At 64.3% G+C, this 26,987-nt stretch carries 25 protein-coding genes; 12 read left to right on the top strand and 13 right to left on the bottom strand.

All coding sequences use genetic code 11. The annotated features are described in order from the left end of the window. Nucleotides 1-152 precede the first annotated feature (152 nt). Entirely contained in the window at nucleotides 153-1,220 is a 1,068-nt protein-coding gene (locus ML540_RS04615; RefSeq protein ID WP_423747877.1) for an FAD-dependent oxidoreductase, read from the top strand. Continuing rightward, nucleotides 1,217-1,720: a 4Fe-4S dicluster domain-containing protein gene (locus ML540_RS04620; protein ID WP_243358822.1), complete on the top strand. Its 504-nt coding sequence runs from the start codon at nucleotides 1,217-1,219 to the stop codon at nucleotides 1,718-1,720. The genes ML540_RS04615 and ML540_RS04620 overlap by 4 nt, the downstream gene beginning before the upstream one ends. 4 nt (nucleotides 1,721-1,724) lie before the next feature. On the opposite strand, the gene ML540_RS04625 is transcribed toward ML540_RS04620, so the two are convergent. Together ML540_RS04625 and ML540_RS04630 are read right to left on the bottom strand one after the other, a co-directional pair. Next, complete coding sequence (locus ML540_RS04625) at nucleotides 1,725-2,102, bottom strand: response regulator (RefSeq protein ID WP_243358823.1); 378 nt, start codon at nucleotides 2,100-2,102, stop codon at nucleotides 1,725-1,727. 4 nt (nucleotides 2,103-2,106) lie between these two features. After that, nucleotides 2,107-4,428: an ATP-binding protein gene (locus ML540_RS04630; protein WP_243358824.1), complete on the bottom strand. Its 2,322-nt coding sequence runs from the start codon at nucleotides 4,426-4,428 to the stop codon at nucleotides 2,107-2,109. A 186-nt stretch (nucleotides 4,429-4,614) separates the two neighbouring features. Between ML540_RS04630 and yqeC the strand changes: the two genes are divergently transcribed. After that, nucleotides 4,615-5,286 carry a selenium cofactor biosynthesis protein YqeC gene (yqeC, locus tag ML540_RS04635; protein ID WP_243358826.1) on the top strand — a complete coding sequence of 224 codons (672 nt, stop codon included), beginning with the start codon at nucleotides 4,615-4,617 and terminating at the stop codon, nucleotides 5,284-5,286. 134 nt (nucleotides 5,287-5,420) lie between these two features. Next, complete coding sequence (phoU, locus tag ML540_RS04640; RefSeq protein ID WP_243358827.1) at nucleotides 5,421-6,089, top strand: phosphate signaling complex protein PhoU; 669 nt, start codon at nucleotides 5,421-5,423, stop codon at nucleotides 6,087-6,089. A gap of 81 nt (nucleotides 6,090-6,170) precedes the next feature. Here phoU and ML540_RS04645 read toward each other — a convergent pair whose 3' ends face one another. Continuing rightward, nucleotides 6,171-7,268 (bottom strand): DUF362 domain-containing protein, encoded by a 1,098-nt coding sequence (locus tag ML540_RS04645; RefSeq protein WP_243358828.1) that lies wholly within the window; start codon nucleotides 7,266-7,268, stop codon nucleotides 6,171-6,173. Between the two features lie 132 nt (nucleotides 7,269-7,400). Here ML540_RS04645 and buk point away from each other — a divergent pair, with 132 nt between their 5' ends. From buk to ML540_RS04660, 3 genes are all read left to right on the top strand, one after another. Next, nucleotides 7,401-8,495: a butyrate kinase gene (gene buk, locus ML540_RS04650; protein WP_243358829.1), complete on the top strand. Its 1,095-nt coding sequence runs from the start codon at nucleotides 7,401-7,403 to the stop codon at nucleotides 8,493-8,495. Next, nucleotides 8,492-9,784, top strand: coding sequence for a hypothetical protein (locus ML540_RS04655; RefSeq protein WP_243358830.1), 1,293 nt, complete (start codon nucleotides 8,492-8,494; stop codon nucleotides 9,782-9,784). The genes buk and ML540_RS04655 overlap by 4 nt, the downstream gene beginning before the upstream one ends. A 163-nt stretch (nucleotides 9,785-9,947) precedes the next feature. Further along, nucleotides 9,948-11,207, top strand: a complete 1,260-nt coding sequence (locus ML540_RS04660) for a P-loop NTPase family protein (RefSeq protein WP_243358831.1) — start codon at nucleotides 9,948-9,950, stop codon at nucleotides 11,205-11,207. 125 nt (nucleotides 11,208-11,332) lie between these two features. Here ML540_RS04660 and ML540_RS17925 read toward each other — a convergent pair whose 3' ends face one another. After that, nucleotides 11,333-13,126, bottom strand: coding sequence for a DEAD/DEAH box helicase (locus tag ML540_RS17925; RefSeq protein ID WP_341482623.1), 1,794 nt, complete (start codon nucleotides 13,124-13,126; stop codon nucleotides 11,333-11,335). 295 nt (nucleotides 13,127-13,421) lie between these two features. Here ML540_RS17925 and upp point away from each other — a divergent pair, with 295 nt between their 5' ends. Both upp and ML540_RS04675 read left to right on the top strand, forming a co-directional pair. Continuing rightward, the gene (gene upp / locus ML540_RS04670; protein ID WP_243358832.1) at nucleotides 13,422-14,048 is read left to right on the top strand and encodes a uracil phosphoribosyltransferase; all 627 of its coding nucleotides are present in this window, start codon (nucleotides 13,422-13,424) and stop codon (nucleotides 14,046-14,048) included. A 12-nt stretch (nucleotides 14,049-14,060) separates the two neighbouring features. After that, nucleotides 14,061-15,308: a uracil-xanthine permease family protein gene (locus tag ML540_RS04675; protein ID WP_243358833.1), complete on the top strand. Its 1,248-nt coding sequence runs from the start codon at nucleotides 14,061-14,063 to the stop codon at nucleotides 15,306-15,308. A gap of 137 nt (nucleotides 15,309-15,445) precedes the next feature. Here the strand turns inward: ML540_RS04675 and ML540_RS04680 are convergent, their stop codons facing one another. Further along, on the bottom strand, nucleotides 15,446-15,943 hold the full coding sequence (locus ML540_RS04680; protein ID WP_243358834.1) for a maleylpyruvate isomerase: 498 nt from the start codon (nucleotides 15,941-15,943) through the stop codon (nucleotides 15,446-15,448). 178 nt (nucleotides 15,944-16,121) lie between these two features. Then, the gene (gene gpt / locus ML540_RS04685) at nucleotides 16,122-16,613 is read right to left on the bottom strand and encodes a xanthine phosphoribosyltransferase (protein ID WP_243358835.1); all 492 of its coding nucleotides are present in this window, start codon (nucleotides 16,611-16,613) and stop codon (nucleotides 16,122-16,124) included. Between the two features lie 213 nt (nucleotides 16,614-16,826). Here gpt and ML540_RS04690 point away from each other — a divergent pair, with 213 nt between their 5' ends. Then, complete coding sequence (locus ML540_RS04690) at nucleotides 16,827-18,101, top strand: EAL and HDOD domain-containing protein (protein ID WP_243358836.1); 1,275 nt, start codon at nucleotides 16,827-16,829, stop codon at nucleotides 18,099-18,101. A 170-nt stretch (nucleotides 18,102-18,271) separates the two neighbouring features. Here the strand turns inward: ML540_RS04690 and ML540_RS04695 are convergent, their stop codons facing one another. The 5 genes from ML540_RS04695 to ML540_RS04715 form a co-directional block, all read right to left on the bottom strand. After that, complete coding sequence (locus ML540_RS04695) at nucleotides 18,272-19,036, bottom strand: amino acid ABC transporter ATP-binding protein (RefSeq protein ID WP_243359646.1); 765 nt, start codon at nucleotides 19,034-19,036, stop codon at nucleotides 18,272-18,274. Nucleotide 19,037: 1 nt separating this feature from the next. After that, the gene (locus ML540_RS04700; protein ID WP_243358838.1) at nucleotides 19,038-20,081 is read right to left on the bottom strand and encodes an amino acid ABC transporter permease; all 1,044 of its coding nucleotides are present in this window, start codon (nucleotides 20,079-20,081) and stop codon (nucleotides 19,038-19,040) included. 96 nt (nucleotides 20,082-20,177) lie between these two features. After that, nucleotides 20,178-20,966 carry an amino acid ABC transporter substrate-binding protein gene (locus ML540_RS04705; protein ID WP_243358839.1) on the bottom strand — a complete coding sequence of 263 codons (789 nt, stop codon included), beginning with the start codon at nucleotides 20,964-20,966 and terminating at the stop codon, nucleotides 20,178-20,180. A 209-nt stretch (nucleotides 20,967-21,175) separates the two neighbouring features. Further along, nucleotides 21,176-21,658, bottom strand: coding sequence for a transcription elongation factor GreA (gene greA, locus ML540_RS04710; RefSeq protein ID WP_243358840.1), 483 nt, complete (start codon nucleotides 21,656-21,658; stop codon nucleotides 21,176-21,178). Between the two features lie 153 nt (nucleotides 21,659-21,811). Continuing rightward, nucleotides 21,812-22,315, bottom strand: a complete 504-nt coding sequence (locus ML540_RS04715) for a hypothetical protein (RefSeq protein WP_243358841.1) — start codon at nucleotides 22,313-22,315, stop codon at nucleotides 21,812-21,814. Nucleotides 22,316-22,441: 126 nt separating this feature from the next. Here ML540_RS04715 and ML540_RS04720 point away from each other — a divergent pair, with 126 nt between their 5' ends. Further along, nucleotides 22,442-23,509, top strand: coding sequence for a M20 family metallopeptidase (locus ML540_RS04720; RefSeq protein ID WP_243358842.1), 1,068 nt, complete (start codon nucleotides 22,442-22,444; stop codon nucleotides 23,507-23,509). 230 nt (nucleotides 23,510-23,739) lie between these two features. Then, the gene (locus tag ML540_RS04725) at nucleotides 23,740-24,966 is read left to right on the top strand and encodes an EAL and HDOD domain-containing protein (protein WP_243358843.1); all 1,227 of its coding nucleotides are present in this window, start codon (nucleotides 23,740-23,742) and stop codon (nucleotides 24,964-24,966) included. Between the two features lie 91 nt (nucleotides 24,967-25,057). On the opposite strand, the gene ML540_RS04730 is transcribed toward ML540_RS04725, so the two are convergent. Further along, nucleotides 25,058-25,912, bottom strand: a complete 855-nt coding sequence (locus ML540_RS04730; RefSeq protein WP_243358844.1) for a PEP-CTERM sorting domain-containing protein — start codon at nucleotides 25,910-25,912, stop codon at nucleotides 25,058-25,060. A gap of 615 nt (nucleotides 25,913-26,527) precedes the next feature. Further along, nucleotides 26,528-26,974, bottom strand: a complete 447-nt coding sequence (locus tag ML540_RS04735; RefSeq protein ID WP_243358845.1) for a CreA family protein — start codon at nucleotides 26,972-26,974, stop codon at nucleotides 26,528-26,530. Nucleotides 26,975-26,987 lie beyond the last annotated feature (13 nt).

The following is a 26,987-nucleotide window of genomic DNA, read 5'->3' on the forward strand; positions in this document are numbered from 1 at the left end:
TGGAACTCTATTTTGCTGGTCGGAATAGTAGGACGCCAGGAACAGGGCGTCAAGGACTTCCGCCCAGGCCCGGGGGGAAAGCGCTTGCGCTCCGGGGCGGCTGTCCGTAGTTTTTGTCCAACCGGCCTGCCAGCCGCCCCGAGGAGCCTCCCGTGCATTCCATGAACTTCAATTTCCTCTGCCCCGGCCCGTCCGCGCCGGCCGCCCGCAGCGTGGGCATCATCGGTGCGGGCCCGTCCGGCCTGGCCGCCGCCGGGCATCTGTCGTGCCTGGGCTACCAGGTGGACGTCTACGACAAGCTGCCCAAGCCCGGCGGGCTCATGCTCTTCGGCATCCCCGGCCACCGCATCCCCCGGGAGCGCGTCGCCAGCGCCACCCGGCACATGGAGCGCGACTACGGGGTCATCTTCCACACCCAGACCAAGATCTGCTGCTCCGCCCCCATGTTCGAGGAGGAGGGCGACCACTTCTGCAAGGAGATCCTGGGACTCAAGGACCTGGTGATGCGCCACGACGCCAGCATCATCTGCACGGGTTCCTGGAAGTCGCGCAAGATGGGCATCGAGGGGGAAAACCTGCCCGGGGTCTACTCGGGGCTTGAGTTCCTCTTTCCCATCCGGGCCGTGCGCTACGCCTCGGCCCGGGTCAAGGCCCCGGACGTGGCGGGCAAGGCCGTGGCCGTGATCGGGGCCGGACACTCCGCCGTGGACGCGGCCCATGGCGCGGTGCACCTGGGCGCGGCCAGCGTGACGATGCTCTACCGGCGCACCGCCAAGGAGGCCCCCTGCGGCAGCTACGAGATCGAGCGCCTGAAGGACATGGGCGTGGCCTGGGTGGAGAAGGCCGCTCCCACCCGCGTGCTGGGTGAGGACCGGGTCACTGGCCTGGAGTACTCCCGCGGGGGGGGCTCGGTGACCCTGCCCGTGGACGCGGTGGTGGCGGCCATCGGCGAGATCGCCACGCCTCCCTTCGCTCGGGAGCTCGGGCTCGAGGAGGTGCGCAAGGGCGAGGTGCACTGGCTGCACATGACGGCCATCGAGAACGTGTTCGTGGCGGGCGACGCCCTCACCGGGCCGAGCAAGATCGGCAAGGCGGTGTATTCCGGGCTTCGCGCCGCGCGCAGCCTGGCCAACTGGCTGGACCTCAAGGCCCAGGACCGCCTGAACGAGTACGCTTACGACGACCTGGTCTCCAAGGACGAGCCGGTGATCCGGAAATGAGCGCCATGAAGACACTCTACATCGACTATTCCAAGTGCATCGGCTGCGAGACCTGCGAGTTCGTGTGCCGCTTCGTGCATGCAACCCCGCGCATCGTCATGACCCGCACCACCGACGGCATCATGATGCCCCTGTACTGCCGCCACTGCGAGGATCCCAACTGCGCCCGCGTCTGCAAGAAGGGGGCGATCACCCGCGACGCGGGCGGGGCCATGGTCCTGCAGCCGCTTCTCTGCCGCGGCTGCGAGGGGCGAAACTGCATGCTGGCCTGCCCGTATGCGGCCATGTTCGAGACCGACAAGGGCGTGATGCTCACCAAGTGCGACCTGTGCGCCGAGCGCCGGGGGCGCGGCATGGGACCGGCCTGCGCGGACATGTGCCCGTGCGGGGCGATATTTTTCGTGGAGACGTCGGAGCTTGAGGCCCTGCGGACCCCCGAGGCGGTTGAGGCCGAGGCCCGGGTGCTGGCCCACATCAAGCCGCCCTCGAAGAAGGACTGAGTCTTCAGTCCCGCCCCAGGAGCCGTTCGATGGCCTGGGCCATGAGCTGCGGATCCCCGCAGGGCTTGGGGAACACGTCCTGCGGGGTGATGCCGAACGCGGCCAGCTCCTGCGGGAGCTCATAGTTCCATGAGCCGGTGTACACCACGAAATGCAGGCTGGGCCACGCCTCGTGAGCCCGGACGATGAATTCGTTGCCGCTCATGCCCGGCAGGCGCATGTCCACCGTGCAGGCGTCCACCCGCTCGCGCGCAAGCGTCTCCAGGCCCTCTTCGCCGCTGCCCGCGGTGAGCACCCGGTAGCCCATGTCCTCGAAGGCGTCGCGCAGGCAGCTTCTGAGCTGGGGCTCGTCGTCCACGATGAGGATGATGGCTCCCGGCACGGCGTCAGACCCTCCCTCGGGGCAGGCGGATGGTGAAGGCCGTGCCCTCGCCCGGCCGGGAGCGCACATCCAGGGTGCCGCCGTAGGAGTTGGTCACGATGAAGTAGGACACGGAGAGCCCGAGTCCCGTGCCCTCGCCCACCTGCTTGGTGGTGAAGAACGGCTCCAGGACGCGCTTGCGGGTCCGCTCGTCCATTCCGGGGCCGTTGTCCTCGATGACCGCTTCCACGTGGTCTCCCGCCAGGCTGGTGGTCAGGCGGATGACCGGCGCCTCCCCGTCCCGGTAGGACTTGGCGGCCATGGCCTGGGCCGCGTTCTTGACGATGTTCAAAAACACCTGGACTATCTCGCTCTCCACGAAGAATCCCGACGGCCCGGTCGGATCGTACCGGCGCTCGAAGCGCACCTTCTTGATGTCGTAGTTGCGCTTGATGTCGTAGTCGCTCTGGGCCAGTTCCACGGCCTTGTCCATGAGCGTGTCCAGGCGCAGGGGAGAGCGTTCGCTCTGCCTGGGGCGGCTGAAGCTCAGCATGCTGCGCACGATGCGCGAGGCCCTGTGCCCGGCGTCCAGAACGTCCTGGATGTAGGTGAGGATGTGCCTGGCCTCCAGGTAGGCGGTCACCGCCTCCAGGCTTGTTCCCGCCTTTCGCGCGGCCTCGGCGTTGGCGGGCAGGTCCTTGGAGACGCGGCGCAGGGCGTTCTGGGCGCTGTGCACGATGATGCCCAGCGGATTGTTGATCTCGTGGGCCATGCCTGCCGCCAGGCCGCCGAGCGACATCATCTTCTCCGACTGGACGACCATGTCCTCCATGTGCTTGCGCGAGGTTATGTCGGCGAAGACGATGATGCCCGCGATGATGCGCTCGTCACGGTCCCGGATGGGGCTGGCCGAAAGGAGGATCCAGCGCTCCTGGCCGTCGGCGCGCACCACGCGCATCTCCACGTTGTCGGAGGAGGTTCCGGTCAGCACGGTCTGGGCCAGGGGCAGCTCGGACCGGGAGCAGAGCGTGCCGTCGGGCAGGAAGCATTTCCAGGGGATGTCGCCGTCGCGCAGGTATCCGAGGGGCTGTTCCCGGCCGAATTCAATTCCCAGGATGCGTTCGGCGGCCGGGTTGGCCAGGGTGATGGTCAGTTGCGGCGCCTCGGCCACCATGATCCCGGAGGGGCTGTGCTCGATGGCGGCGGCGAGCAAGGCCTTGGTCTTCTCCAGTTCCCGCTCCACGCGCTTTCTGGCCAGGATGGTGATGGAGAGCGCCCCGATGGCGGCGGCCATGAGGCCCATGGCCACGATCACCACGGGAACGAGCTCCCTGTAGCGTTGGAAGATTGTCACGGGCTCGTTGATCAGGAGGCTGCCCTGGGGGAGCAGACCCGGGCCGATACGGAACCGGCGGAGCTGCTCCTGGTCGAACATGGTCTGGGTGGGAGGCTTGGTGTCCACAGGTATGTTCTGCTCGCCGGCCAGGAACCGCTGGGCGATCCTTGCCGCCTCCCTGCCCTGGAGCTTGCCCGAGAGCACCTGGCCGCCCACGGCTCCCTTGCCCACCAGGAAATCCCACATGACGAACACGGGCGTGGCGCACCCGGACGAGACCAGGTCCACCCCGAAGTCCGGGTAGATGCGGCCTGTGCGGTCCCGGCCGAAAGAGCCGAGGAGCAGGATCGTGTTCTTGGCCGAAGGGCCGCTGCAGGCCGCGAAGACGTCCTCCAGGACGGGATCGGCGGGAAACGAGACTGCCAGGCCCGGAAAGTGCCGCTCCACGGCCTTGCGGATGTCCTCCTTCTGGGCGTTGCCCGATTCCGTGTCCTCCACGAGCCCGATGACCCGGCGGGTTTCCGGCAGCACGGACAGGGCGGCGTGAAGAGTTCCGGCCGCGTCCACGTCCTCCACCACGCCGGACACCCGGTCCTGCCCGGCGATCATGTCGTCGGTGTAGCCATTGATGGCGCAGAAGACGATGGGAGCGCCCCCGAATATGGACTGGCGGTGCTTGAGCGCAAACTCCAGGGCCGCGTTGTCGGAGACGATCACCACGCCGAAGGACACGCCGGCGTATTTGCGCAGCATGGACTCGGCCGCGCGTTCGAGGTTTTCCGGGTCGGGGAAGCGCTTCCAGTCCAGCCATTCGACGAAGGGCTCGAAATGCGGGTCCTGGCGGCGGAATTCGGTGAAGATGCCGCTTTGGATCTCGTCGGTCCAGGGGAAGCCGGCATGGTAGGAGTGCAGGATGAGGACTTTGTCCGAAAAGCTTTCGGCCGCGGGACAGAGAGACGCCGAGGCGAGGAATGCGCAGAGCAGGGCGAGTCTGGAAAGGACAGCTTTCATCGGCCTTCCGAGCCGGCACGGCATGATGTCGCTTGGCGGAGCAAGCTCCGAATGCGCATGGAATACTCCCATTCTCAATGCTTGTCATCTTTGCTATCGGATTTGCGCCGCGCGCAAGCCGATGCCAGGGGAGGACCGGATGTCGTTTGAGCGAGTCTTTTCATCGTTGCCTAGGGAAGCGCTCGGGTGAACCCCTTGCGCGAGATGCTCCGCGAGGGCGAGCGCGTGGTGGCCTTCACGGGCGGGGGAGGCAAGACCACGCTCATGCGCGCCCTGGCCAGGCAGCTGGCCGGGTGGGGGGCCAGGGTGCTCACCACGGCCACCGTGGACATCCAGCCGCCGCCCCGGAATTTCCTTCTGCTGGAGCACGCGTCCGGCGTTCCCTTCTACACGCACCTGCACGCGGGCCTGTCCATCGACCCGGCCACGGGGCTCCTGCGCGGCGTGGAGCCGGGCAGCATCCCGGAACTCATGGAGCGCTTCCGGGCGGACTACGTCCTGGTGGAGGCCGACCGCGCGGAAGGGCTTCCCCTGAAGGCCCCCTGGGCGGGAGGGGCCGCCGTGCCCGCGCGGGCCGACCTGGTGGTCGGCGTCATGGGCCTGGACGCCCTGGGCCGGGCGGCGGACCGCGAAACGGTGTGCGGGCCGGTGGCCTTTCTGCGCCTGACGGGGCTCGGCCCTGGAGCGCCCATCGGCCAGGACGCCCTGGAGGCGCTGGCCGGACATCCTGAGGGCCTGTTCGCGGGCTCCCCTCCCCATGCCCGGACCCTGGCCTTCCACAACAAGGCCGACACCTTCGATCCCGCCGGGACGGTCTACGGGTCGGCCCGCATGGGCTGGTTCCATGGGGAGCCCTGAAATCGCGCCGGAGTGTTACGTTTTGATGGCATCGCGCGGCCCGCGCCCAGGCACGGTTGACAACGGGCCGTCATATCCTCCAAGCAAGTATTGCGGGTGCTTGCGCCCGCGCCGCAATACCGAGAGGAAACCACATGACCCTGGAATTCGATCAGGAACTGGACCGGCTGCGTATCGACTCGCTACGCATGTTCTACATGGTGCGCGAATCCGTGGACAAGGCCCTTCGGGCGGTGCGCCTGCGTGACGCCGCCCTGTCGCAGGAGGTCGTGGACTTTGACGAGGCCATCGACAGTCTGGAATGCCAGAACGAGGCGTTGGGGCTCAGGCTCCTGGCTCTCAAGCAGCCCGTTGCCCGCGACCTGCGGTTGATCGTGGGCAGCATGCGCATCGCCTCCAACCTGGAGCGCATGGGCGACGAGGCCGTGAACGTGGCCGAGCGCAACTTCGACCTGCTGGAGCGCTCCGAGGCCGTGGACGTGGTGTCCCTGTGGCGCATGGGCGAGATGAGCCTGGAGCTCATAGACAAGGCGGCCCGCGCTTTCGCCGACACCTCCCCCGAACAGGCCCAGGCCGTGCTCGAATGCTACGACGCCGCCACCAGCCAGCACATGAAGGTCTTCCGGGACCTGACGGCGGTCATGATCCGCGAGGCCCGCATGGTGGAGCGCGCCGTGCAGCTCTCCTTCATGTCCTACAGCTTCAAGCGCATCTGCGAGCGCTGCTTCAACCTGGCCGAGAGCGTCATCTTCATCGCCAAGGGCCTGGACGTGAAGCACTCGGGCGTGCCGCCCTGCGCCTAGGGAATATTCCGCCTGGCACGAAAAAACGTCCCGGCGGCCGCGAGGCCGCCGGGACGTCTGCGTTTCCGGCCCGGAAGCGCCTCAGTGCGCCATGCCCGACGGGCAGGAAGGAGCCTTGAGGGAGATGGCCTTTTCCGGGCACATCTCCTGGCAGCAGAAGCAGGCGATGCAGGCTTTGGCGTCCACCACGGGCAGGCCGTCCACGAGCTCCAGGGCCTGGGCCGGGCACTGGTCCACGCAGGTGCCGCAGCCGGTGCAGCGGGCCGGATCGGCCTGGGGCCTGCACGCGGCGCGGTCGTCCAGCAGGCGCTGGATGCCGCCCATGTGGGCCATGGCCTCCTCGCCCAGGGGCGGCAGCTTGAAATCCGGTATGGGGATGAGTTCGCCGTCCAGGGTCACGTCAGCCGCGTCAAAGCTGCCAAGCCCCAGGGCCTTGGCCCGCCGGAGAAATCCCAGCTTGCCGGGGTCGGCCCCCATCATGCGCGCCACCACCGAATCCAGGGCAACCCCGTTGTCCGAGGCCAGCACGCGCCCGATCCAGCGCAGTTCCGTGGAGGCCGGGCCGTTGCCCTGCATGCCCAGCACCGCGTCCATGACGAAGAGGTCCGGCACGCGCAGGGCGAACACGTCGGCGATGAGGTCGTGGAAGCGGGCGTGTCCGCCCGAAAGCCGGTGCAGCTGCGCCTTGAGCGCGCCCGGGATGATGCCGTAGCTGTTCTTCACGGCGCCGGTCACGCCGGTGAGCCCGTGGGTCTTGAACTTGGGCACGGAGATGTACACGTCGGCGTCCATGACGGCCCGCGAGACGCTGACGTTCCCGCCGTATTCCTGGCGGAAGGGCACCTCCACGGCGTCCGCGCCGATGTTCACGTAGTGGCCGCGCGCGGCCTCCGCGAGCCCGCAGCGCTCGAAGCTTGCCTCATTGGCCCCGTAGCCCATGAGCCCGGGGTTGTCTCCCACGACGATGGAGGCGGGGTCGCGGGCCTCCACGCAGCGTACCACCGCTTCCAGAACGGCCGGATGGGTGGTGACGGCCTCCTCGGGGCGGGCCGGGCGCAGCACGTTGGGCTTTATGAACACCTTCTTCCCGGCCATGGGCACGGGGAAGAGCTCGAAGGCGCGTTCCACGGCCTTCCGGCAGTCCTGGTAGTCGGCGGGGTGTATCATGACGGTGGGCATGCGGGCGTTTCCTCCTGACTGAATGCCGGGGTCATACTCCACCTGCCGGGAGGGAGCAAACCCGGCGTGAAAGCAAGGGTGGCGAACCGGTTGACCCGGAGGGCGCTTTGCTCCACAAATGCGGGCAACACCATGCACGCGAGAATCCTGGCCATCAACCCCGGTTCCACCTCCACCAAGGCCGTCCTTTTCGAGGACGATACCCCCGTGCGTACCGTGGAGCTGGACCACCCCGCCGCCGACCTGGCCCCGTTCGCCACGGTGCTGGACCAGCTGCCCCACCGCATGGAACGCCTCCTGAAGGAGCTCGGCCCTCCCGGGAAACTGGGCCACCTGGACGCGGTGGTGGGGCGCGGCGGATTCCTCGCCCCCATGCCCGGCGGGGCCTACGCCGTGGGCCATGCCATGCTTGCCGACCTGCGCGCCGCCCGATTCGGCGAGCACGCCAGCAACCTGGGCGCGTTCATGGCCCGCGAGATCGCGCTCAAGCACCACTGCCCCGCCCTGGTGGTGGACCCGGTGGTCACGGACGAACTCATGGACAAGGCCCGGCTCACCGGGCTTCCCGAAATTTCCCGGCGCACCATCTTCCACGCCCTGGGCCAGCGCGGCGCGGCCCGCGAGGCGGCCAGGCGGCTCGGGCTCGACTACGCGCACGCCCGCTTCATCGTGGCCCACCTGGGCGGGGGCATCTCCGTGGGGGCGCACCTCAAGGGCCAGGTGGTGGACGTGACCAACGCCATGGACGGCGAGGGGCCGTTCAGCCCCGAGCGTTCCGGAGCGCTGCCCCTCCTGCCGGTGCTGGCCCTGATCGAGTCCGGAGCGTATTCCGTGGCGGAACTGAGGACCGTGCTCACCACCCGGGCTGGCCTGCGGGCCCACCTGGGCACGGCCGACCTGCGCGAGGCCTGCGCCCTGGCCGACGCCGGGGACGAAAAGGCCCGTCTGGTGCTGGACGCCATGGCCTACGCCATCGCCAAGGCCGTGGGGTCCATGGCCCCGGCCCTGGAGGGGCGGGTGGAGGCGGTGGTGCTGACCGGCGGCATGGCCCGCTCGACGCGCCTCACCCACGAGATCACCCGCCTTACGGCCTATCTCGGCCCCGTGGTGGTGGTCACGGGCCTTGAGGAGATGGCCGCCATGGCCAGGGGAGCGCTCCTGGCGCTCTCGGGCGAGCTGTCCATCCAGGAATATCCGCCGGTCAAGCCCGGAGGCGGCGCGGATTGACCTGGACGCCGCGTCTCAAGGCCCGATCCGGGCGCGTCCTGTCGCGTTTCGCCGCCTTGTGCGCGCTCCCCGTTCTTTTTTCGGCGGTCCTCGCCTCCGCCGCGCCGCCCTCCCAGCCCTTCGAGAATCCCTACAGCCTCCTGGCCTCGCGCATCCTGCCCAAGGCGCTTCTGTCCGGCCCGCACCACCGCGTGGAGGAGGCCGTGGAAAACGACGGCTACATGAACACCTACACCGTGCGTTCGCGCTTCGGCACATACCGGGTGGCGTCCTCGGCGCTTCTGGCCATGCGCGTGGACGAGTTCGCGGCCATGGCCGCCATGGACAAGGCCAACGGCGTGGAGGACTACGGCAAGGGCGTGTGGGACGGCGGCGCGGAATTCGTGAAGGGCGTGGCCAACCTGGTGGTGCATCCGGTGGACACCTTGGGCAACGCCGCCTCCGGGGTGGGCAGGCTTTTCGACCGCGCTGGCGAGAGCGTGAACGGTTCCCCGGCCAGCAGATACGAGGACTCCACCGGGGCCAAGCTCACCGGCTTCGCCTCCAGCCGCCGGGAATACGCCCTGGCCTACGGCGTGGATCCCTATTCCACCAACCAGCGCCTGCAGGAGAAGCTACGCGCCGTCACCGGCCCGGGATACGCCGGGGGGCTCACCACCATGGGGCTCAAGGCCCTCATCCCGGGCGGCGTTGGCATCGCCGTGACCAGCGTCAGCGGGGTCAACTGGCTGGGCGGCGTGGACCTGTCCCAGCCCCCGGCGGATTTGCGCATGAGCAACCGGGCGATGCTTACGTCCATGGGCGTGCAGGATTCGGCGGTCAAGGCCTTCATGGACAACGCCGAGTTCACCCCCACCCAGCAGACGCTTCTGGTCAAGGCCTTGTCCGACATGCGCCGGGCCGGGGCCAAGTCGATTTTCGTCAAGCTCGCCGCCAGGACCAAGAACCAGGATCAGGCCCTGTTCCGCCAGCGCATGGCCCAGATGTACGCGGGCTACCACAACAAGGTGGACGCCCTGAAGGGCTTCGTGGAACTGGGCGAGCTGACCGGGGCCGTGTCCTCGGCCGGGAAGCTGGTGCTGTGCTTTCCGCTGGACCATCTGTGCTGGACCGAGGCCCTGACCAGGCTGTGCCGGGGCGTGGACGAGGCCGTGGAGCGGCGCAACCCCACGTCGGTGGAGCTGTGGATCACGGGCACGGTGAGCCCGCTGGCCCGCAAGGTGCTGGAGGGGCGCAAATGGACCGTGCGGGAGAAGGCGGGCAGGGAGCTTCTGGGCGAGAGGATGTGATGCAGATATTCATGCACCCCGGTTGGGTTTGAACTCTTTTCTCGGATTGTCTCTCGGAGGGTCTTTGTTGCTGGAAGGGATGTTTATTGACACAGGGGAGCCTGTTTAGGTATTCACAAGTGATTTTTCTGTTTTTTATAAATATTTCCCTAGAGGGGGAGGTATGAAAGCTTCAGATGTTTTTACTCCTGGTAGATTCCCGTCAGTGACGTTCGTCAAGGATCATATCGAAGATAAGCAGGTCAGGCTGAAAGACATATTGGAAGCAGGTGCGACTGTTGTATCGCTCTCAGGGCCGTCAAAATCTGGAAAAACTGTATTTGTAGAAAATACAGTAGGAAGAGATAATCTTGTTCACGTAACAGGGTCTGGCGTTGACTCCCCAGATAAATTGTGGATGCGCGTTTTTAACTTTCTCGAAACACCTTTAGCCCAAAGCGCTGCAACGGGAATCAATCTCTCAGGGACTTTATCAGGCAAGGCAGGCGGAGAAACAAACTGGCTGGTTGCAAAAGGTAAAGCTGAAGTCTCGGGATCTGCTTCGCTAGCCGTTACTAAATCTGAGACAAATGGGTATTCTATAGATTGTTTGCAAGTCTTGATCAAAGAGTTGAGTGGGACAGGATTGGTCCTTTTTATTGATGATTTTCATTATATGCCTCGTCAAGTTCAAGAGGATGTTTCTCGGCAGATTAAAGAAGCCATCAGGAATGATGTGAAAATTGTATGTGCTTCTGTGCCGTATCATTCAGATGATGTTCTTCGGGCAAATCCTGATTTAAGTGGTAGGATTGAGCAGATTGACTTTGATTTTTGGAGAGAAGATTTTCTTGTAAAGATAGCAGAAAAAGGTTTTTCGAAATTATATATAGCATATGACAGTGATTTTATGTTAAGATTGGCTAGGGAGGCAGCTGGGTCTCCGCAGTTAATGCAGACGATTTGTCTCAATGCTTGTTTTGAGTCAGGACAGCGAGAGGCAGCTGAAGCTTGTTTTCGTTTGCCAAATACGGATGATTTTTTTAGAAAAGTATGTATTCGTACGTGTTCTTCAGTTTTGTTTAATTCAGCATATGAAGCTATGAAGGAAGGTCCAAAGACAAGGGGTAATCAGCGTACGGCATATATATTAAAAGATGGTACAACATGCGATGTGTATCCGATAATTTTGCGAGCAATGGCAAATGATCCTCCAAAACTAACAATTCGATACTCAGATCTCCAAGAGCGAATTGGGAATTTGTGTTCAGGTGACACTCCAAGCGGTTCAAGTGTTACAGGGGCTTGTGATCATATGGCTCGTCTCGCTAATGCTGCTGCCCGGAATTGCATTATTGAGTGGGACTCTGAAAGTGACGTTTTAGATATTCGAGATCCTCATTTCTTGTTCTTCCTCAGATGGTCAGAATATGTGGAAAGGTAGATATGTTTTGCGTGTGATTGTTTAATGTATTTATATTTTATGCATTTTCATGCAATTGAAAAACCCCTTCCGGCTTGGCCGGAAGGGGTTTTGTATTCTCTGGGAGCTGCGGTCGCCCGGAAGGCCTAGGCGGCCTGCCCGTTGCCGCCGCCCTGGCGGTTGCGGGAGCGGGCAGGGCGGTCGTAGCCGGGACGGTCCTTGCCCTGGGCGTTGGCGCGGTTTCCGGAAGCGCCCTCGGGGGTGCGTCCGTAGAAGCCGCCGGCATTGCCGCCCGAACGGGGCTGCCTGGGGCGGTTGTCGCGGGTCCGGGCGTCCTGTCCGTTGCCGCTGGCGGCAGCGCGGGTGGTGTTCCCGGCGCGGTTGCCATCGGCCTCGCGCGCGGCCTGGCCGCCCTCGGCGATGGCGCCGTACTGGCGCTGGATCATCTCGTGCTCCATCTCGGCTTCGTAGCGTCCGTACGTGCCGTAGGAGGGCTGGGAGTAGTTCGCCGCCTGGCCGTAGGCTCCCTGGCCGCCCTGGCGCGGGGCGCGGGGGCTCCTGCCTCGGGGCTGGTCGCCGGAGGCGTTCCAGGCGTTGCCGATCTTTTCCTGGTTGCCGGGCTGGCCCCAGTTGGCGCGGGGCTTGGAGGAGCCGGCGGGGCCGCCCGAGCGCTCGCGGCGCTCCTGGGGACGGCGGGCCTGTCCGGAGTCGCCCTGGGCCTCGGAGGCGGGCCTGGCGTTGCGGGACTGGCCGCCACGGCCGCCCGCCAGGGGCGGACGATGGAACTCCATGTCGCGCTCGGGAGCGGCGGCGGTATAGTCGAATCCTTCCACCTTGCGGCGTTCGATGGGCTTGCCCAGCAGGCGCTCGATGGCCTTGACCATGGACACGTCCTCGCTGGTCATGAGCGAATGGGCCTGACCTTCGCGCTCGGCGCGGCCGGTGCGGCCCACGCGGTGGGTGTAGGTCTCGGGGGTGTCGGGCAGGTCGTAGTTGATGACGTGGGCCACGCGGGACACGTCGATGCCGCGCGCGGCGATGTCGGTGGCCACCAGCACGCGGAACTTGCCGGTGCGGAAGCCGTCCATGGCCTTCTGGCGCTGGGTCTGGGACAGGTTGCCCTGGATGCAGGAGGACTGGTGCCCGAAGCGGCCCAGCTGTTCGGCCAGGCGCTTGGCGCGGTGCTTGGTGCGGGTGAACACCAGCACGGAGCCTTCCTTGTTTTCTTCCAGCAGGGTCAGGAGCAGCTTGGTCTTGAGGTGCTGCTGCACGGGGTAGAGGCACTGCTCGATGGTGCAGGCCGGGGCCGTGCGGCCGATGCGCACCGTGGCCGGGTCGTTCAGGGTCTCATTGGCCAGGCCCCGGATGGAGTCGGGCATGGTGGCCGAGAAGAGAAGCGTCTGGCGCTCGGCGGGCAGCTTGGCCAGGATCTTCTTGATGTCGGGCAAGAAACCCATGTCGAACATGTGGTCGGCTTCGTCCAGCACCAGGGTCTCCACGCCGGAGAGGTTGGCGTTGCCCTGGTTCAGGTGGTCCAGCAGCCTGCCGGGGCAGGCGACCACCAGGTCGGCGCCGCGGCGCAGGTTGTTGGCCTGGGGCCCGAGGCCGACGCCGCCGTACACGGTGACGGAGCGGAAACGCATCCCCTTGGTCAGCTCGCGGGCGCTCTCGTGGATCTGTTCGGCCAGTTCGCGGGTGGGGGCGATGACCAGAGCGCGGGCTGATCCGCGCATAGGCTTGGGATTCTTGAGAAACCTGTCGATGATGGGCAGCAGGAACGCGGCGGTCTTGCCGGTGCCGGTCTGGGCCAGGCCCATCACGTCGCGGCCTTCCATGACATGGGGGATGGCTTCGGCTTGGATGGGGGTGGGGGTTTCATAACCCATGGCCTTGACGTTGGCGGAAACGGAAGCATGAAAATCGAAAGAGTCGAATTGCAAAGGAAATCCTTGGGTTCGTGTTGCAAAGCGATGAGCAGGCGTGACGCGCTTTGCTGCAAACACGGTCAGGAAGGCTCACACGGGGGAATATTCGGTTCGGCAGGAACAGTCTGATTGGGATGGACGGGGCTTGCAGCTGGCCCTCGCCTCGCAGGCGGCATGCCGGGGCGCGTAAGCGCCAGACGGACATGTAGTCCTTTTCCGAGAGTTGTCAACTCCGGTCTTGACCATATTCGCCCGTTCTGCAAAAAATCGCGCGTTTGTACCCATAACGTCAACAAATAAGGAGTGGATCATGCCGGTAACAGTGGTCGACCATCCCCTGGTCAGGCATAAGCTGGGCATCCTGCGCGAAGACGGCGTGAGCACCAACAACTTCCGCGATCTGGCCAACGAAGTGGGACGGCTGCTCACTTACGAGGCCACCAAGGACCTCAAGACCGAAAAGAAGATGATCAAGGGGTGGAACGGCGAAGTCGAGGTGGAGCAGATCAAGGGCAAGAAGATCACCGTGGTGCCCATCCTGCGCGCGGGTCTGGGCATGATGGACGGCGTGCTGGACATGATTCCCAGCGCCAAGGTCAGCGTGGTGGGCATGTACCGCAACGAGGAGACCCTGGCCCCGGTGCGCTACTACGTGAAGCTGGCCAAGGAAATCCACAAGCGCACCGCGCTCATCCTCGACCCCATGCTGGCCACCGGCGGCACGCTCATCGCCACCATCGACCTGCTCAAGGAAGCAGGCTGCAAGAAGATCAAGGGTTTGTTCCTGGTGGCCGCGCCCGAGGGGCTGGCCCGGCTCGAGGCCGCCCACCCCGACGTGCACGTCTACGTGGCCGCCATCGACGAGAAGTTGAACGACGTCGGCTACATCCTGCCCGGGCTGGGTGACGCGGGCGACAAAATCTTCGGCACGAAATAAGGAGCGCTGTTCATGGCCCAGACCCTTCCCACCGACTACCAGCTCAGGGTGCGCGACTTCCCCGTGGGCGCGCAGATGCTCTTCGTGGCCTTCGGCGCGTTGGTGCTCGTGCCCCTGCTCACCGGGCTCGACCCCAACGTGGCCCTGTTCACCGCAGGCATAGGCACGCTCATCTACCAGGTGCTGACCAAGTTCCGCATCCCCATCTTCCTGGGGTCCTCGTTCTCGTTCATTGCGCCCATCATGCTGTGCATGAAGAACCACGGCATGGCGGCGACGCTCGGCGGGCTGGCTTCGGTCGGCATCATGTACATGCTGTTCGCCTTCCTCATCAAGATCAAGGGCACGGCCTTCCTGCAGCGCTACCTGCCCCACATCGTCACCGGCCCGGTGATCATGGTCATCGGCCTGATCCTGGCCCCGGTGGGCGTGTACATGGCCATGGGCAAGACCGGCGACGGAGCCGCGGTGCTCTTCCCCGAGAACCAGGCCATGACCATCTCCATGATCTCGCTCGCCGTCACGGTGCTGGTGGCCATTAAGGGGCGCGGGATACTGAAGCTCATCCCCATCCTCTGCGGTATCGGCGCCGGGTACGCCACGAGCCTGTTCATGGGCATCGTGGACTTCGCCCCCGTGGCCGCCGCCCCCTGGTTCAAGCTGCCCAATTTCGTGGCCCCCACCTTCAACATGGACGCCATCCTGATCATCATGCCCGTGGCCATCGCCCCCATCATCGAGCACATCGGCTCGATCCTGGCCGTGGGGTCGGTTACCGGCAAGAACTACATCGACAACCCCGGCGTGCACCGCTCCCTCATGGGCGACGGCGTGGCCACCACCCTGGCGGGCTTTTTGGGCGGGCCGCCGCTGACCACCTACGCCGAAGTGACCGGCGCGGTGTCGCTCATCAAGATCTACAACCCGGCGCTCATGACCTGGGCGGCCGTCACCGCCGTGGGCCTGGCCTTCATCGGCAAGCTGGGCGCGCTTCTGCAGACCATCCCCTCCCCGGTCATGGGCGGCATCATGCTGCTTCTGTTCGGGGCCATCATGGTGGTGGGCCTGAACTCCCTGGTGCAGGACGGCCAGGACCTGATGAAGCCGCGCAACATGGTCATCGTGGCCCTCATCGTGGTGCTCGGCATGGGCAAGATGAGCTTCTCCTTCTGGGGCGTGCACCTGGAGGGCATCGGCCTGGCCGGCGTTGCGGGCGTTCTGCTGAACGCCATCCTGCCACGGGACAGGGCGGAAGGTTGACCTGAAGAAGATATCCTGACCGGGGCGGGCGGACCGCCTGCCCCGGGATAACGAATGCGGCGGGTGCCGGATCGGCGTGTAGGCGATCCGGCGCCCGCCGTCCTTGTTTCCGGCAGTGGTGCGGCAGGGCGAGGCTCCTATGAGCCCGAGGCAGCTCCCACGACCTCCTTCAGATGGTCGATGTGGAATTGCATATGGTAATCCCCCAGGCCGAAGATCATCTGTTCCAGGGTCGGGTATTCCCCCAGCGGCGAGTCCTTGAGCATGGGGATGCTCGCTTTCCGGTCCAGCTGCTCCGGGGTCAGCCCCGCCGCGAACGCGGCGATTCCCTCGTATTCCTTTCCCGTCCCCGCAAGCAGTTGCGCGAAGGTCATCGCGGCCCTCTTGGGCGTGAAGAACGGGTTCTCGACCTCGAGGTCGATGGTGGGAGTGTCCTGGTCCAGGAAGACCTGGAGCAGGGGCATGTGCCCGGTGCCCTCGGGCCCCATGAGGTGGGAGAGAATCTCCTTGGGGGACCACCGCCCCGAGGGAGCCCGCGAGGCCGTGGCCTCGTCGATCCCGCCGCACGCCTTCTTCAGTTCCTCCAGCTTTTTCCGAACGCCCTGGGCCAATTGTTCGCCGGTCGCGGTCGCCATGTCCGGGCCTCCTTCAAAATGAAAATGCGCAATGGGATCACCATTACGCATTTTTTCTCGTGTGTCGCAAGCAGGGAGTTGACCGGCCGGGGCTTCGCCCGAATCCCGCGAAGCCGTTGCCGGGGGAAGGCTGGAGGCTTTTCGCCTTGTCAGCCGGAGGCATTCTTCGTCTTAAGACCTATTTCCCCTGCGCCGTCTTGGCGATGGGCTGGATGAACTGGGGCTCCGAATCCCAAGGAAACAGGATCCAGGTGTCCTGGCTGACCTCGGTGATGAAGGTGTCCACCAGGGGGCGTCCCTCGGGCTTGGAGTACACGGTGGCGAAGTGGGCCTTGGGCAGCATCTCGCGCACGGTCTTGGCTGTCTTGCCGGTGTCCACCAGGTCGTCGACCAGGAGCCAGCCTTCGCCGTCGCCCTCCACCCCCTTGAGCACCTTCACCGAGTCGCCCTGTTTCTGCCAGTCGTAGCTGGCGACGCAGATGGTGTCGATGAGGCGCACGTCCAGTTCGCGGGCGATGATGGCCGCCGGGATGAGGCCTCCCTTGGTGATGGCGTAGATGCCCTTCCAGGGGCCGAGCGCCATGAGCCGCCAGGACAACGCCTTGCAGTCGCGGTGCAGTTGGTCCCAGCTGACGGGGTACATGCGGTGGTAGCGTTCGGAATCGGCCATGACTGACTCCCTGGCGTGGTATGAATTCAGCGCGTGAGTATGGCATTTCCGGCTGTCGGGCAAGAGGGAGGGACAGCCTTCCCCTGGTGAGGTGCGCAATCATGAAACGGCAGTTAGTTCTTGCCTTTGGAAGTGAAAGGATGTAGGATTTAATAGTTTGAAAATATTGTCTTTTTTATGATTCCACCTCACCCAGACCTCCAGGACGCGCCCATGACCGTGGCCCAGCAGACACCAGCGGAAGATCAAGAGACCGCCGCCTGTTTTCTTTCCAGGCATCCCGTGTTCAACAAGAACAAGAAGGTCGTGGCCCATGATGTGGCCGCGCGGTCCTGCCTGGTGTCGCAGGACACCGACCGGGTCGACGCGGACGCCTTCTCCTGGATGGTGAGCGACGGGGCGCAGGAGCTGCAGCATGTGCTGGAGGAGTCCGAAAAGCTCATGATCGCCATTCCGGACGTCATGCTCGACGCGCCGGAAGTGCACATGCTTCCCATGGACTTCTGCCAGCTGGTGATAAGCCCTGAGCAAAGCTCTCGCGACAATCTTTCTGAATTGTTGGTTTTCTTCAGCGACTACGGCTACGAGCTGGCCTTGCGTTTCCAGGGCTCGTGCCAGGCGTTCGGAGAGCTCATCAAGCACGCCGACACGGTGATCCTGGACCTGGCCCACTTAAAGCCCCTGGAACTGGCCAAGGAGCGCAAGTTCCTCAAGGGTTTCGAGGTGGCGGCCATGGTGGACAACGTGGACACCTGGGAGGCTTTCGCAGGCAGCAAGGCGCTCGGTTTCGACTATTTCCAGGGCAGTTTCTTCGGCCGGCCCGAGATCGTAAAGGGGCGCAAGCTCGCGGCCAGTTCGCTCACGCGCGTGGAGCTGATGGAGAAGCTCCTGGACGAGAACTCCACCTTCAAGGACATGGCGGCCATCATCGAGAAGGACGCCATGTTGAGCTACCGTCTGCTGCGCTTCGTCAATTCTCCGGGGCATGGTCTCGGGCGCACGGTGACGTCCATCGAGCACGCCGTGGCCATCCTTGGCGACACGTCGTTCAAGCACTGGGCCATGATGGCCCTGGTGGCCAGCCTGGACGCCAGCGCCAAGGGCGAGGAGCTGGGATATCTGTCGCTGCAGCGCGCCAGCTTCCTGGAGCGGTTGGCCGCGCGGGCCACTGCTTCTCCGCTTTCGCCCAAGACGATGTTCCTGCTGGGCCTTTTTTCCCTGCTGGACGCCATGCTGGGCCAGCCCATGGACCAGCTGGTGGCCAACATGCCCATGGACCCGCGCATCAAGGCGGCGCTGACGGGCGAGACCAACAGCCTTTCGCCGTGGCTTAAGCTCTTAAGCTGCGTGGACCAGAACCGCTGGTGCGACGTGGGGGCGATCCTCGCGGGACAGAAGGTCAGCCACTCGGGCGCGGCAAGGGATTACCTGGAGGCGTCCCGCTGGGCGCGCATCTGCTTCAACGCGGGCAAGCAGGAGAAAAAGTAGCGCTCCGGGCGCGAAGCCGAAAGGGGATTCCAAAGGGACTCGTCCCTTTGGCCGCCGGAGGCCTCATCTCCCTGCCTCCGTCTTCCAAAACGAAAAGAAGAAGGCGCCGGAAGCATTGCTTCCGGCGCCTCAATTCTTGCCTCCGTCCGCGATCCTTTCGCGGCCCCGCCTCACATGATCTTGTCGATGAAGGCCCTGATCCGGGGCAGTTCGCAGTCGGTGCCGAAGAACTTGGCTGGCGGGTCGGCCAGCAGGATGCGTCCGGCCTCCATGAAGGCCACGGTGTCGGCAACCTCGCGGGCGAAGCCCATGTTGTGGGTGACGATGACCATGGTCATGCCTTCCTGGGCCAGGTTCTTGATGGCCTCGAAGACTTCGCCCACGAGTTCGGGGTCCAGGGCGGAGGTGGGCTCGTCGAAGAGCATGAGCTTGGGGCGCATGGCCAGGGCGCGGGCGATGGCCACGCGCTGCTTCTGGCCGCCGGAAAGGGTCGCCGGGAAGCGGTCGGCCTTGTCGGCCATGCCCACCTTGGCGAGCATCTCCATCCCTAAATCGCGGGCTTCGGCCTTGGCCTGGCCCAGCACCGTGACCGGGCCCTCCATGACGTTGCCCAGAGTGGTCATGTGAGGGAAGAGGTTGAACTGCTGGAAGACCATGCCGATCTGGGTGCGCAGGGCGCAGAGGCTGGCCTGCTTGTCCAGCACCAGCTTGCCGCCCACGTGGCGGTAGCCCGCGCTCTTGCCCTCGAAGCGGATCTCGCCGGAGTCGATGGTCTCCAGGAAGTTCATGGCCCGAAGCAGGGTGGACTTGCCCGATCCTGACGGACCGATGATGACCACTTTTTCGCCGCGGGTGACGGTCATGGAGACGTCGTCCAGGGCGTCGTGCTCGCTGAAGCGCTTGCGCAGGTTCAGGCACTCGATGAGGGCGTTCATGTCAGCGTTGCTCATAGATGCCCACCCGCGCCTCGATGCGTTCGAAGACGAAGGTGAAGACGGTGGTGAAGGCCAGGTAGATCATGCCCGCCAGGATGATGGCCGTGACGTTGAAATAGGTGTTGAACATCTGGTCGGCGGCCCGCATGAGCTCCACCATGGCGATGGTGGAGACCAGGGCGGTATCCTTGATGAGCGCGGTGAATTCGTTGGCGATGGGCGGCACCAGGCGCTTGTATGTCTGCGGGACGATGACGCGGCGCATGGTCTGGGCGTAGGTCATGCCCAGGGCCTTGGCGGCCTCGGTCTGTCCGTGCGGGATGGACTCGATGCCTGCCCGGATGATCTCGGCCAGGTAGGCCGAGTAGTTGACCCCGAGCCCGATGAGCGCGGCCGACAGGGGCTTAAGCGTCACGCCCAGCGACGGCAGGCCATAGTAGATGAAGAAGAGTTGCAGAAGAAGCGGCGTCCCCCGGAAAAGCCAGATCACGAACCAGCACGGCGCGCGCAGCACCCGGTAGGTGCTGATGCGCCCCAGCGCGATCATGAGCCCGCCCAGGGGCGAAATGAGGATGGTGCAGAACACCAGGAGCAGCGTCATGCCCGCGCCGGTCACGAGCGAGGGCAGAAAGCGCAGGCAGTCCTGGATGAAGCGCTCCCAGGCGGGCATGCGTTCGCGCTCGATTGCGACGATGAGGTTCTTGGCTTCGGCGTGCTCGGAGTAGTGGGCCAGGACGTCGCGGGCTGCCTGGATGGCGCCCTCGAAGTCGTGGCGGGCGATGCGGATGCGGGCCACCTGCATGCGTGCCCCGGCGTATTCGCCCTCGTCGTCGTCCCCGGCGGGAGCGGGCACCTGCAGGTAGAAGGCTTCGGCGTCCTCGAGGCGTCCCTCGGCCATGGCGTCGCGGCCATCGCGCAGGAGCGTCTCGGTGTCGGCGGCCAAGGCCGGGATCGCAGCGGCGAGCTGCAACGCAGCGACAAGGACGGCCAGAAGCCGTCCGATGAATGCCCAATGGGGCCTGATGACTGATGTTGTGCCGCTCACGACGCGAAGCCCGCTGAAAGTTTGTGAGAGGGGGGCGCGGGAGGAAACTTTTTTCAAGAAGTTTCCTCCCGCTCTTTGTCTTTTCTTATCCGGCTCTTACCACTTCTTGGGGTTGGCGATGTCCTCGCCGAACCACTTCTTGCTGATCTTGGCCATGGTGCCGTCGGCCACCATCTGGTCGAGGGTCTTCTGGACCATGTCCTTCAGGTCCTTGTCGGCCTTGCGGAAGGCCACGCCGAAGGGCTCCTTGGTGATGAAGCCGTGCAGCACCTTGTACTTGCCGGGGTTGGTGGCCACGAAGTAGCGGCCGGAGACGTTGTCGATGACCACGCCGGCGAGGCGGCCTGAATCCAGGTCCAGGAAGGCCTTGGGGTTGGCGTCGTATTCCTTCACCTCGGCGGGGGCCTTGGGCAGCTTCTTCACGGCTTCCACGGCGGAGGAGCCCTTCTGCACGCCGATGACCTTGCCGGCCAGGTCGTCGAAGCTCTTGGCCTTGCTGTCGGCCTTGAGCACCACGATCTGTCCGTCCATGATGTAGGGCTTGGTGAAGAGCACCTTTTCGGCGCGCTCGTCGGTGATGGTCATGCCGTTCCAGATGCAGTCGAATTTCTTGGAGTCGAGCGACAGGATCACGCCGTCCCAGGCGGTGGGCTGCCAAACGATCTTGATGCCCAGGCGCTTGCCCAATTCCTCGGCGGCGTCGATGTCGAAGCCGACGAGCTTGCCGTCATCCTTCTTGAAGCCCATGGGGGGGAAGGAGTCGTCAAGGCCGATGACCAGCTTGCCTTCCTTCTTGACCGCGTCCCAGGAGCCGTCTCCGGCATGGGCCAGTCCGGTAAAGCCGCACAAAAGAAGCGCCAGAGCGAGAGTCCAGATCCGTTTCATGAATGCCTCCTCAAGATTGTGTGGTGCCAATCCGCCTGTCTTGCGCCCGTCGGTTCGGGCAAACCCAAAATCCCTATAGGATGGGCCGGGATGTGGCAAGTGGGTGACGGGGGCGCTTCGTGAAAAGGTTCCCGAGGCTGGGTGAGGGCCGGGAAAAGAAAAAGGCCCCGGCCGACGCCGGGGCCCCCTGATGGCGCTTTCGCCGCTGGCTATTCCTGCGGGCCGTTGAAGCAGATGGAGACGATCTCGTACTGGATCTTGCCGCGCGGGGCTTCCACGGTGATCTCGTCGCCGACCTCCTTGCCGATCATGGCCTGGGCCACGGGCGAGAGGATGGAGATGGAGCCCTTGCTGGGATCGTTCTCGTCGGGGCCGAGCAGGGTCCAGGTCTTGACCTCGCCGGTGTTGACGTCTTCGATCTCGACGGTGGCCCCGAAAATGGCCTTGTCGCCGTCAAGGGTGGCCAGATCGATGATCCGGCTGGTGGCCAGGCGGGACTCGACGTAGCGGATGCGCGCTTCGAGCATGCCCTGACGTTCGCGGGCGGCCTCGTAGCCGGCGTTCTCGCGCAGGTCGCCTTCCTCACGGGCTTCGGCGATGGCGGCGATGACGCCGGGGCGCTCCTTCTTGAGCTCTTCGAGTTCCTTTTCCAGGCGCTTGAAACCTTGGACGGAGATGGGGATCTGTTGCATTGCGATTCCTCGGCTTGTCCCGTTGGGACGCGGAAATAAAAAAGGGTGGCCCGGAGCCTTGCGGCCCCGGGCTCCATCTGGTGAAATTCTTTTTAACGCCGCCGGGCCCCATGGTCAAGAGGAGGGCGCAGGCGCGACCGGGGAGAGTCCCGGTCAGTGCGTCGCCTTGGAGCCCAGCTTCTCCTTGTATTCACGGGCCTTGGCCTGCCTGGCCTCCAGCACGGACTCCTCCACGCGCGAGAGCCTCGCGCAGAGCGCTGCGGCCACCTCGGCCATGCCCGCGCCACCCAGTTCCTCAATGTGCTCAAGGTCGTCGGCGATGACCTTTTCCATGCGCTCCGATTCCAGGAACATCACGTAGGCCAGGGCCAAGGCGGCGTTGTTCTCCTCGGAGCCGTCGCAGAGGATCTCCATCTGCTGCGGGTTGGCGGATTCGAAAAGCTTTTCCACGAACATGCCGATCCACTTCCGGTGCAGTGCGGGAAGAAGGGGCGGTACGACCTCGGCCACGCATGCAGCGGCCTGGCTGTTCATGTCGGGCCTTACGGCCCCTATGAGTTCCCGGATGGCCTCCTGGCGGCCGTCCTGGGCTTCAAGTGTGCGCTGATAAAGGACTTTGTGGATGTGCAGGCTGAACATCGCCAGGCGCGGATCCATGCTCGGGGGGCCTCCTGGTTTCGGTTACGGAAGACAGCAAAATAATGCAGCCGCTGCTTTGTGGCAACCCCTTGACACAGTAGGAAATTTCTTGCGGGCTCGTCTATATGGGGTCATGTTGCTCCCATGGACACCATGCTGCGTGAAATCATCTGCCTGACACAAAAGCTCATCCGCTTCCCCTCCACCGCCTCGCAACCGGCGCAGCGCAAGGCTTGCGCGGATTTCATCGCCGCCTGGCTCGCTGACTGCGGCCTGGACCCGGCGCGCACGGAGCACGAGGGCGTGGCGTGCATATCGGCCATGCCCGAGCCTGGGCGCTGCCGGGTGCTTCTCATGGCTCACTTCGACGTGGTGGACGCCCCGGAGCGGCTTTTCGAGCCCGTGGAGGAGAGCGGCAGGCTGCACGGGCGCGGGGCCATCGACGACAAATACGCCGTGGCCACGGCCATGGTGCTCATGAAGCACCAGCACTTGCGGGGCGGTCCCGCACCGCTGGGCATCCTGCTCACCGGTGACGAAGAGGTCGGCGGGCGAAGAGGCGCCCGCCGGGCCTTGGAGGGGGTGTCGGCCGAGTTCGCCATCGCCCTGGACGGCGGCGATCCGCAGAGCCTCGTGGTGCTGCAGAAGGGAGTGCTGCGCCTCGTGCTCACGGCCAGGGGCAAAGCGGCCCACGGGGCGCGGCCCTGGCTCGGCGTCAACGCCGTGGAGGCCCTCATGGCGGACCTGGCGGCCCTCAAATCCCTGTTCGCCCACGAGCGGGAGGACCACTGGAACCGCACCCTGAACATCGGCATGGTGGCCGGCGGCACGGCGGTGAACATGGTCCCGGCCGAGGCCAGGGCCTGGCTTGACGTGCGCTACACCGAAGACGACGATCCCGAAGCCCTGCTGGCGGAAATCCGGTCGGCGGTGCAGGGCGAGGTGGCGCTCGAGCGGCAGGACATCATGTTCCAGAGCGGCGATTCGCCTCTTTTCGAGCGCCTCCTGCGCCGCGCCAAGGGGGCCAGGCCGGCCAAGGCCCACGGGGCCAGCGACGCACGGTTCCTCTCGGAGCGTGGCATCCCCGGCGTGGTCTGGGGGGCGCAGGGGGGCGGTTCGCAGCATTCCGACGACGAATACCTGGATATCGCGAGCCTGGCGCACGTCGTGGCGGTCCTGTGGGACTTCCTGGACGACGCGCGCACGGACTGAACCGGTCCCAGGGTCGGTCACATTTCGGAATGAATCCTGTGCAACCGGACCTGTGCGGTCGGATTGTCTTTGCTCTTGACCCGTGTTGCGGTTGTTGTTCTTGTGATGGGGGGTCCCGGCTGGGCAACGGCGTTCCGGGGCGCAACAGACCAACGCAACGTGGGTGCCACATGCACGACAACGGATTTCCGCCCGGGGCGAGCGCGGATTCTCCGGCCGTGGATTTCGTCATGGCCAGTCAGCCGATTTTCTCGCGCGAAATGGGCGTGTTCGCGCACGAACTGCTCTTCAGGCATTGCCGCGGCGATGAGTGCGCGGTCATCACGGACTACGACGACGCCACCAACAGGATCATCGCCGACGGCTTCTCCCTGGCCAGCTCGCGCCTGGGCAAGAAGGGCAGGCTGTCGGTCAACGTGGGCTACGACAACATCATGTCCAAGTACGTCCTGGCGCTGCCGCCGGAGCGGGTCCTGCTGGAGGTGCCCGGCAACGCTCCGGCTCAGCCCGAGTTCCTGGCCGCATGCCGGGAACTCAAGGAGGCTGGCTACTGCTTCCTTGTGGACAACTACACGGCGGACAGCCCCGGCGTGCGGGAGCTGATGGGCATCGCCGACTACCTCAAGGTGCCCGTGGACGGGATGGACGGCCAGGCCGTGGCCCGGATCAGGAAGTCCTTCGCGGGCTTTAACGGCGGGCTGATCGCGTCTCGAGTGGAGAGCTGGGAGGCTTTCGAGGGCTGCAAGTTCCTGGGGTTCGACTATTTCCAGGGGTTCTTCTTCTCCTACCCCAAGGACATGGTGGGCAGGAAGATATCCTCGCACAAGACCGCCAGGCTCAACCTCATTCGCCTGCTTTCGGACGAGGATGCGGACCTTGCGCGCATCGTGGACGTCATCTCCACCGACCAGGCGCTCAGCGTGCGGCTGCTGCATTTCGTCAACTCTGCCGCCTTCTCGCTGGGCAACCGGGTGGATTCGCTCGCTCGGGCGGCCTCGCTGGTGGGGCTCGACACGCTTAAGAAGTGGGCCATGACTGCGGCGCTCTCCGACCTGGACCCCAGCGACAAGGGCATGGAGCTCTCCTATCGGACCATGCACGGCGCGATCTTCCTGTCCATGCTGGCCAGCAAGAACGTCCCGGGCGGGGCCGACGCCGAGACCCTGTACCTGTTGGGCCTCCTGAACAACGTGGACGCGCTCCTGGGAATGAAGATGAAGGAAGTCGTGGACGCGATGCCCCTCAAGGCCACGGTGAAGCGCGCCCTGGTGCGCGACGGGCGCGAGCCCCTCACCCGGTTCCTCTCGCTTCTGGACTCGGTCTGGCGCAACCAGTGGAGCGAGGCTCGCTCGCACCTGGGAGAGGTGGGGGTCGCCCTGCCCAAGGCCGCCCAGCTGTTCATGCGGGCCGGGGAAGCCACGGGGGAACTGATGGCCTCGCTCGCGCAGACGCACTGAACCGGCGGGAGCGGCCTGCAAAACGAAGCCGGGAGCGTTCTGCAACGCTCCCGGCTTTTTTCAGGTCCGGGGAATGCGGCCACTACGGGCGTTATTGGCGGAAGAATCTTTTCCGGGCCCGCGCAAGGCCCGCGCAGAGGGCGCCCGCGCCCATCAGGAGCATGGTGCCGGGTTCGGGCGTGGGAACCCTGGTGTGGTCGAAGAGCACGTCGTTGGCGCAGACCATGGTGAAGCCGAAGTTGATGTTCTGGCCCTTGAACGCGTTCAGGTCGATGCCGCCGTAGAGGGTCTTGCTCAGGTCCCAGGTAGAGGAGCCTGTGGCCACGGAACTCGATACCTTGGTAAGATCGTCGATCTTGTCCCATCCATCGTAGGAGACGGAACCCAGGTCCACGACGTCCGTATTGTAGTACGTGGTGACGTGTTTCTTCGTGGTCGAGTAGGGGAGCGTCGTATCCTGGATGGTGGTGGGATGCCAGTCGCGGTTCTCGGTGCCGCCGTAGAAGGCATTGTACTGTGTGAAGTGGCCGTTCGCGTCGTAGAGGGTCGCTGTCCCGTACTTCCATTTGTCGGACGACTCGTACAGGTGGTAGCCTGAACTGCTGCTCGCCTTGTGGATCACGTAGTCCCAGGCGTTGTCGTTGTCGACGTCGAAATACCAGTCTCCCGCGGCCAGTCCGTTCCAGAGGCCGTTCCAGCCGGGAGTGTTGTATTGGAGATCGGTATAGTTGAGCGTTATCGCAGTCAGCACGTGTTTGTCGTAGGTGAAGGTTCCGCCGGTGAGGTCCGGCACGCCGTTCTGGTCCTGGGTGGACAGCTCGGGCGTGTGCTTGAGGCCCGGCCAGACCTTGGCCGGGTCGCTGAAGGACACCGCACTGGCTTGGGCCGAGGTGAGGCAGAGAACCAGAAGTGCGAAGCCGAGTATTGTGGACGATGATGTTTTCATACATTCCCCGGAAGTTGATTTTTGTTCGGAGAAAGCAAATTTCGGTCCATCGTTAACATGCTGATTTTACAAGAAAATATTTGTAGTTGGTGTTTTGAAATGGATGGTTTTGTCTTCTTCTGTCGGATTAGTTTACGTTTTGAAAATTGGCGAAAATAAAGCAAATTATTTCAGTATGTTTTGATAAATTAATTACAAGGCAAGATAGTCCGGGAATGTCGGATTGGTTTACAGTCTGAAATTATCGGACTTTAAAAAGAAAAGTATTTTCAGATGTATCAATAAAAACAATACACTATGCTAATCAGATAATCCGACTTAGAAGTGTTGGGAATGCTCGGCATGCCGCCGAAAACAAGTCTTGCGGTGCCGCTCGTTGCGCCCGCGTTTTGTCCGGCCAGCCCGGAACGATGTGATGGGAATCTTCCGTTGGGGGGGCAGCCCAGGGACCCTGACTACGTATTTTGCCGACGCGAAGCCATAAAGGATTCCAAAGGAACGACCATCGCGCAGGATGCGGAATGGGGCGCTGCTTTGCAGCGCCCCAAGAGCGCGGGCCAGGATGGCCCGAGTCAAGTTCCTTTGGCCGCCGGAGGCTCTTCCCCTTCTTCTCTCTTACCTGACGACCACCGTTGAGATCGCGTTCTTGGGCGACCCGGCGATGATCTTGCGGCTGATGGCCAGATAGACCAGCGTCCTGCGCTTGGCGTCGTAGAGGCGGGTGATCTGGGTGTCCTTGAAGAGCGCGGACGTGCCTTCAGAGAACACCTTCTTTGATTTTGGCAGCTTCTCCGGCAGCGTGACCGGGCACATCTGGCGGCATTCCAGGGAGAACTCGGAGGGGTCTTCGGCCAGGCCAACCGTGCCGGAGATGCCGCCGGTGCGGGCCTGGGACAGGTAGCAGGTTATGCAGGGGAAGTCCGGGTCCTCGAAGGCGTAGACGCAGACCTTGTGGTTGGCCCCCAGCAGCTTCCATTCGGTGGTGACGCAGTCGACCTCCTCGGCGCGAGCGGCGGCTGCGGCCAGGACGATGCACAGGGCGACTATGATGGCTCTCGGCATGGTTGTACTCCCG

The organism is Fundidesulfovibrio terrae (assembly GCF_022808915.1).
Lineage (GTDB): Bacteria > Desulfobacterota > Desulfovibrionia > Desulfovibrionales > Desulfovibrionaceae > Fundidesulfovibrio > Fundidesulfovibrio terrae.

What these genes read in the sequence shown, in the direction of transcription:
- ML540_RS04620 (WP_243358822.1), top strand. Translation starts at nt 1,217, where the DNA reads ATGAGCGCCATGAAGACACTCTACATCGACTATTCCAAGTGCATCGGC.
- ML540_RS04630 (WP_243358824.1), bottom strand. Translation starts at nt 4,428, where the DNA reads ATGAAAGCTGTCCTTTCCAGACTCGCCCTGCTCTGCGCATTCCTCGCC.
- phoU (WP_243358827.1), top strand. Translation starts at nt 5,421, where the DNA reads ATGACCCTGGAATTCGATCAGGAACTGGACCGGCTGCGTATCGACTCG.
- ML540_RS04645 (WP_243358828.1), bottom strand. Translation starts at nt 7,268, where the DNA reads ATGCCCACCGTCATGATACACCCCGCCGACTACCAGGACTGCCGGAAG.
- buk (WP_243358829.1), top strand. Translation starts at nt 7,401, where the DNA reads ATGCACGCGAGAATCCTGGCCATCAACCCCGGTTCCACCTCCACCAAG.
- ML540_RS04660 (WP_243358831.1), top strand. Translation starts at nt 9,948, where the DNA reads ATGAAAGCTTCAGATGTTTTTACTCCTGGTAGATTCCCGTCAGTGACG.
- upp (WP_243358832.1), top strand. Translation starts at nt 13,422, where the DNA reads ATGCCGGTAACAGTGGTCGACCATCCCCTGGTCAGGCATAAGCTGGGC.
- ML540_RS04675 (WP_243358833.1), top strand. Translation starts at nt 14,061, where the DNA reads ATGGCCCAGACCCTTCCCACCGACTACCAGCTCAGGGTGCGCGACTTC.
- ML540_RS04680 (WP_243358834.1), bottom strand. Translation starts at nt 15,943, where the DNA reads ATGGCGACCGCGACCGGCGAACAATTGGCCCAGGGCGTTCGGAAAAAG.
- gpt (WP_243358835.1), bottom strand. Translation starts at nt 16,613, where the DNA reads ATGGCCGATTCCGAACGCTACCACCGCATGTACCCCGTCAGCTGGGAC.
- ML540_RS04690 (WP_243358836.1), top strand. Translation starts at nt 16,827, where the DNA reads ATGACCGTGGCCCAGCAGACACCAGCGGAAGATCAAGAGACCGCCGCC.
- ML540_RS04695 (WP_243359646.1), bottom strand. Translation starts at nt 19,036, where the DNA reads ATGAACGCCCTCATCGAGTGCCTGAACCTGCGCAAGCGCTTCAGCGAG.
- ML540_RS04705 (WP_243358839.1), bottom strand. Translation starts at nt 20,966, where the DNA reads ATGAAACGGATCTGGACTCTCGCTCTGGCGCTTCTTTTGTGCGGCTTT.
- greA (WP_243358840.1), bottom strand. Translation starts at nt 21,658, where the DNA reads ATGCAACAGATCCCCATCTCCGTCCAAGGTTTCAAGCGCCTGGAAAAG.
- ML540_RS04715 (WP_243358841.1), bottom strand. Translation starts at nt 22,315, where the DNA reads ATGGATCCGCGCCTGGCGATGTTCAGCCTGCACATCCACAAAGTCCTT.
- ML540_RS04720 (WP_243358842.1), top strand. Translation starts at nt 22,442, where the DNA reads ATGGACACCATGCTGCGTGAAATCATCTGCCTGACACAAAAGCTCATC.
- ML540_RS04725 (WP_243358843.1), top strand. Translation starts at nt 23,740, where the DNA reads ATGGCCAGTCAGCCGATTTTCTCGCGCGAAATGGGCGTGTTCGCGCAC.
- ML540_RS04730 (WP_243358844.1), bottom strand. Translation starts at nt 25,912, where the DNA reads ATGAAAACATCATCGTCCACAATACTCGGCTTCGCACTTCTGGTTCTC.
- ML540_RS04735 (WP_243358845.1), bottom strand. Translation starts at nt 26,974, where the DNA reads ATGCCGAGAGCCATCATAGTCGCCCTGTGCATCGTCCTGGCCGCAGCC.